The organism is Tritonibacter scottomollicae (genome assembly GCF_003003215.1).
Lineage (GTDB): Bacteria > Pseudomonadota > Alphaproteobacteria > Rhodobacterales > Rhodobacteraceae > Epibacterium > Epibacterium scottomollicae.
The window spans coordinates 1-4,090 of sequence record NZ_PVUF01000050.1 but is presented as its reverse complement, the minus strand read 5'-3'; the positions used below and the strand labels follow the sequence as shown (position 1 = coordinate 4,090).

5 protein-coding genes and 1 pseudogene are annotated in these 4,090 nt (G+C 56.7%); 3 read left to right on the top strand and 3 right to left on the bottom strand.

Features of this window, described 5'->3' with window-relative positions:
- From CLV89_RS22085 to CLV89_RS22075, 3 genes are all read right to left on the bottom strand, one after another.
- Positions 1-389 (bottom strand): contractile injection system protein, VgrG/Pvc8 family (locus tag CLV89_RS22085; RefSeq protein WP_279327919.1); only part of this gene is annotated, 389 nt, incomplete at its 3' end.
- Positions 390-950: 561 nt separating this feature from the next.
- Positions 951-1,652 (bottom strand): glutathione S-transferase family protein, encoded by a 702-nt coding sequence (locus tag CLV89_RS22080; protein WP_106165728.1) that lies wholly within the window; start codon positions 1,650-1,652, stop codon positions 951-953.
- Complete coding sequence (locus CLV89_RS22075) at positions 1,639-2,247, bottom strand: NAD(P)H-dependent oxidoreductase (protein WP_106165727.1); 609 nt, start codon at positions 2,245-2,247, stop codon at positions 1,639-1,641. The genes CLV89_RS22080 and CLV89_RS22075 overlap by 14 nt, the downstream gene beginning before the upstream one ends.
- Positions 2,248-2,381: 134 nt before the next feature.
- On the opposite strand from CLV89_RS22075, the gene CLV89_RS22070 reads away from it, so the two are divergent.
- From CLV89_RS22070 to CLV89_RS23100, 3 genes and pseudogenes are all read left to right on the top strand, one after another.
- Entirely contained in the window at positions 2,382-2,759 is a 378-nt protein-coding gene (locus CLV89_RS22070) for a winged helix-turn-helix transcriptional regulator (RefSeq protein WP_106165726.1), read from the top strand.
- Positions 2,760-3,151: 392 nt separating this feature from the next.
- Positions 3,152-3,826 carry a hypothetical protein gene (locus CLV89_RS22065; RefSeq protein ID WP_133166787.1) on the top strand — a complete coding sequence of 225 codons (675 nt, stop codon included), beginning with the start codon at positions 3,152-3,154 and terminating at the stop codon, positions 3,824-3,826.
- 132 nt (positions 3,827-3,958) lie between these two features.
- Positions 3,959-4,090 (top strand): annotated as a pseudogene (locus CLV89_RS23100) (IS3 family transposase); the annotation flags it as partial.

The window sequence follows — 4,090 nt, the reverse complement described above, 5'->3', positions numbered from 1 at the left end:
GCTGCGTAAGAGCTGAGCACCTCTTGCACGATCTCGATGACGGTTTTGTTGTGGAAGATCCGCATATTGCGCCGCAGGCTGGCAACATGCAGCCAGGGGCGTAGGATCAAGTCATACCGAAACCCATTCTCGAAGGCCCCGCGTTGCTCAGCTTCGCAGACGATCCCGTCAAAGGCGCGCACACCCTGAGCGTGATTGATTTCAACGGTGGCATGGTTGCCAAGAAGGGCGCTGAGGTCGAGGGTGTTCTGGGTTGAAAGCGCTTCGACCCGCCACTCGAAATCCCCCGAAAGTTCTTCCGTGCCGTCCATCCGCAAAAGCACAAGCGCGTCGGAGCCCAGCACAGTTGTCAGACGCCCAAGTCGGGCCTCTTGCGTAAATACATTCATAAAACACAACCCCAGAAGTTGAGCGGGAGCATATCTGTCTCGCCTCAAGGATCAAGCGCGGAAAATCCCTACCGGTGGGGAAAATCCCAACGGTGCAATCACATCGGAGTGATTGTACGACGTCGCTGGGGTCGAGTTGAATGTCCGCTCCCGGGAGGTCTTTCGCGCTTGCAGCAGAGCCTCCGCTGCGCCTCTATCGAATGACTGCATTGGGCTGACAGCAGTCAACCAGGTGTACCGATCAGACCGGCGACAGAGTGTTCAGCGTGAAAACCACACTCTGCACCGCCGCAAGTCGGCTTTGAGCCCAATCTGCTTGACGAAGCCAGCGCAGCATTTCGCAGGCGCAGAAAGGTTGCTCTGGTAATCGCGGCCCAAAGCAGACACTGGTTTGCGTCCCGGAGATTGCGCCGCAGATCCTGCCAAAGCTGGCCATTGATAGAAAGCATGTCCGGCGTGAGATCAGACTATTCGCCTATGGTTCACTCGAATGTCCGGGAAGCTGGGCCTCAAGAATTCGGCGCGCTGAGTAAGCCAGTCACTACACAGCGCGCCGCATTTTCAGCGGAAACGTGCGGCGTTCTCCGAGGCAGCCGCGTCCGTATCGCCTTCGCCGAAGGCCGACGGACGCGGTTCCGGCAGCTGAAGCGCGTCCTGAACCCGCGGCATTGCGTCTATCCGGTCAAACCACGCCTTCAGGTGCGGCAACCCATCGATGCTCACCGTCGCCCAGAAATAGCTGCGCGCCCAAGGGTAGGTCGCGATATCCGCGACGGACATTGCATCACCGACCAGCCAATCGCGCCCAGCAAGCCGCTTGTTCAGCACCTCGAGCAGGCGGCGGCTTTCGTTCACGTAGCGGTCGATGGCATAAGGCACCTTGTCCCCATTTGGCTTGGCAATGCGCTGAAAGAACATCGCCTGGCCCATCATCGGGCCGATCCCGCCCATCTGGAACATCAGCCATTGCAGCGTCTCCGAGCGCTCGTTGGGGTCGTGGCTGAGGAACTGGTCGTATTTTTCGGCAAGATACCAGAGGATCGCGCCGCTCTCGAATACAGCAAAGTCATTGGCGCCTCGATCCACGATGGTCGGAATGCGCCCGTTCGGGTTCAGGCGCACATAGTCTGGGGCCTTCTGCTCTTTCTTGCTGAAATCGATCGGCACCAGCTCGTAGTCGATCTGTGCTTCGTGCAGAAAGATTAGGGGCTTCCAGCCATTCATGGTGTTGGCTGTGTAGAGAACGATATCAGGCCGCGTCATTGGTAAGATCTCCGAAGGTCGTGACAAGATGGGCGTCGAAGCGAGCGAGATCGGTTTCCACTTCGGGGTTCTTCATCACGTCGAAGGCACCGAAGGTCGGCAGAGGCGTCATGCCGAAGAATTTGGCGTTCAGATGGACCGGGCGCAGCAGATCATCAAGCGACATCCCTTGGAAGAACGGCTCCGCCGGATCGTCGAACGCCTCTGCCGGGGCGTTCAGCGTTGCCGAGATCATGTAACGCGTCCTGATCAGCTTGCCACCCATGCCATAGTTCGCTTTCGGCGTGGCAGCGCTGCGGCCATCGCCATCGCTGAGCTGGCCACCCATGCCGACCGTGTAGACGTCATCCATATATTTCTTGAACGACCACGGCACGCCCATCCAGTTTACCGGGAATTGCAAAAGAATCACGTCGGCCCAAAGGTGGTTCTCGACCTCGGCTTGCACTTCGTAGCCGGCGGCCACCGTAGTCACACGAACCGCATGCCCTTGCGCTTTGAACGTTGCCTTGGCGCGTTCGGCGAGCGTTTGGTTCAGCTTACCCGGTGCAAATTCGTAGGGCTGCGCGCCGTTTAGGATATGGATCTTGCTCATGTCGTCTCTTCCTTTGTTGCTGCGACCGCTTGACTTCAGCGGGGTCCGGCATGAGATGTACGTGGCAGGATATAAAAACAACCAGTATACTTTTTGTAACCTAATTCCAGAATGGACCAGCGGAGGGTAAGACGATGGAAGCACGGATCGAAGTGGATGATGCAGGCCGACGGAGTGCGATGAACACCTGCGCAGAACCCTGCGCCATCGAGCGTGGGATGCGGATCATCGGAGGGAAGTGGACCGGCTCTATCCTGTGGCACGTCAAGGACGGACCCGTCCGGTTCAACGACCTCGCGCGAATGATCGGCGGCGCATCGAAGAAAATGATCACCGAACGCTTGCGACAGCTCACAGACCAAGGGCTGGTCAGGCGCGAAGTGCTCGATACCGCCCCGATCACCGTGACCTACGAAATCACCGATTTCGGTCGCACGGCTCTGGGGTTTCTGGATGAACTGCGCAAGTGGAGTGAGGGCCTGCCGAAGACCTTGGCTGTCAAGAAACGATAGCTTTTACATGACGCTCCCGGCTCGCAGCGAATGTCGGCTATTCTGTCTTTCCGGTAAAAACTCTCCCAATCGAGACACAGGTCGCGCCCCTGCAGCGAATGGCAGGTTTGTCCGCTCTACCGACCTTCACCCTCTGAAAATGCTGCGCAATGGACGAATGGCCGGTCTGGTGCAGCCGCACCGCAGCAATTGAAAGCGCGATCAACGGCCGGTTTGGGCGGTCTCTGTCGGGTGCCCTACTCACCCAGGCGGCCAGCACGCCGCGCCGCCGTGGGTCTGCTTCGAGCCCAGTTTGACCGGATGCTGCAAAGATGCGGAATGTCCGGTATGGGTATTTCCACGGAAGAACCACTTGGTTAGAACTTTCAGCAAACAGTATAGGACCTAGGCCTGTGGACGACATACCCATCTTGATACCTGAAAGCTGCGTTAAGGAAATAAGTTCGCTGGCCGATGTATCATGGTATTTCGGTGTTTTCTTCTCGGACTTAGAAGAACGCGGTGCAGTCTGGTCGAAATTACCGGCTGAACTGAAAGAAATCAGTGCATTGAATACTTTCTGTGGCGGGCGCCGTTCGAACGGATCAAGGACCAGTTTGCGCAACCTAGTCATGCTCGAAGGTTTGGACTTCACCCGTGCCTTCTTAACGGCGGTCAAGCGCGGCGCATCGCGTCTTGGGTGGAACATGAGCCCGAGTGTGTTTGACGCCGAACTGAATTGGTTGGACGAAGTCGGCGAAGATGCACCCCGGATACTGGACGATTACGACGTGAAAATCCCCGCTCTAGAGAGTGCAGACGACAGGTTCTTTGACGCCTTGAAGTTAGATCCAGAAGACCGGACGACATTATTAGCACCCTTGTCCAACGAGCTAAAAGAACGTTACGCCCAAGCTGAAAATAATTACAGAAACGGAGCAGACGGTCACTATAGCCGCATTTACTTGTACATTATGGCTCATCCCGCTTTGTCGATAGTACCCATGAGCGACGAACCAAACCGGATGATGAACTGGTACTCTGAAGTCGAGAAATGCGCAAAATTGATAAAGCAGACCTCTAGTTAACTTGTCCCAACGGCAGTTAAGTCCCGCTCTGCCGACCTTCGCCCCTCGAAAATGCTGCACGATGTGGAGTGCCCCCACTGAAGTGGTCCACCTTTTGGGATAGGAATATCCCGTTTTCAGGAGGACGACGAGATGTCAGGCAAACGAGAGAAGCCCGAGGACATCGTGCTGAAGCTGCGACAGGTTGAGGTGCTGCAAGGGCAAGGGAGCTCGGTTCAGGAAGCCGTTCGGCAAATCGGTGTGACGGTTCAGACTTACTACCGG

Excerpts from the sequence above, each read along its gene's own strand:
- CLV89_RS22080 (WP_106165728.1), bottom strand. The coding sequence starts at position 1,652 with ATGACGCGGCCTGATATCGTTCTCTACACAGCCAACACCATGAATGGC.
- CLV89_RS22075 (WP_106165727.1), bottom strand. The coding sequence starts at position 2,247 with ATGAGCAAGATCCATATCCTAAACGGCGCGCAGCCCTACGAATTTGCA.
- CLV89_RS22070 (WP_106165726.1), top strand. The coding sequence starts at position 2,382 with ATGGAAGCACGGATCGAAGTGGATGATGCAGGCCGACGGAGTGCGATG.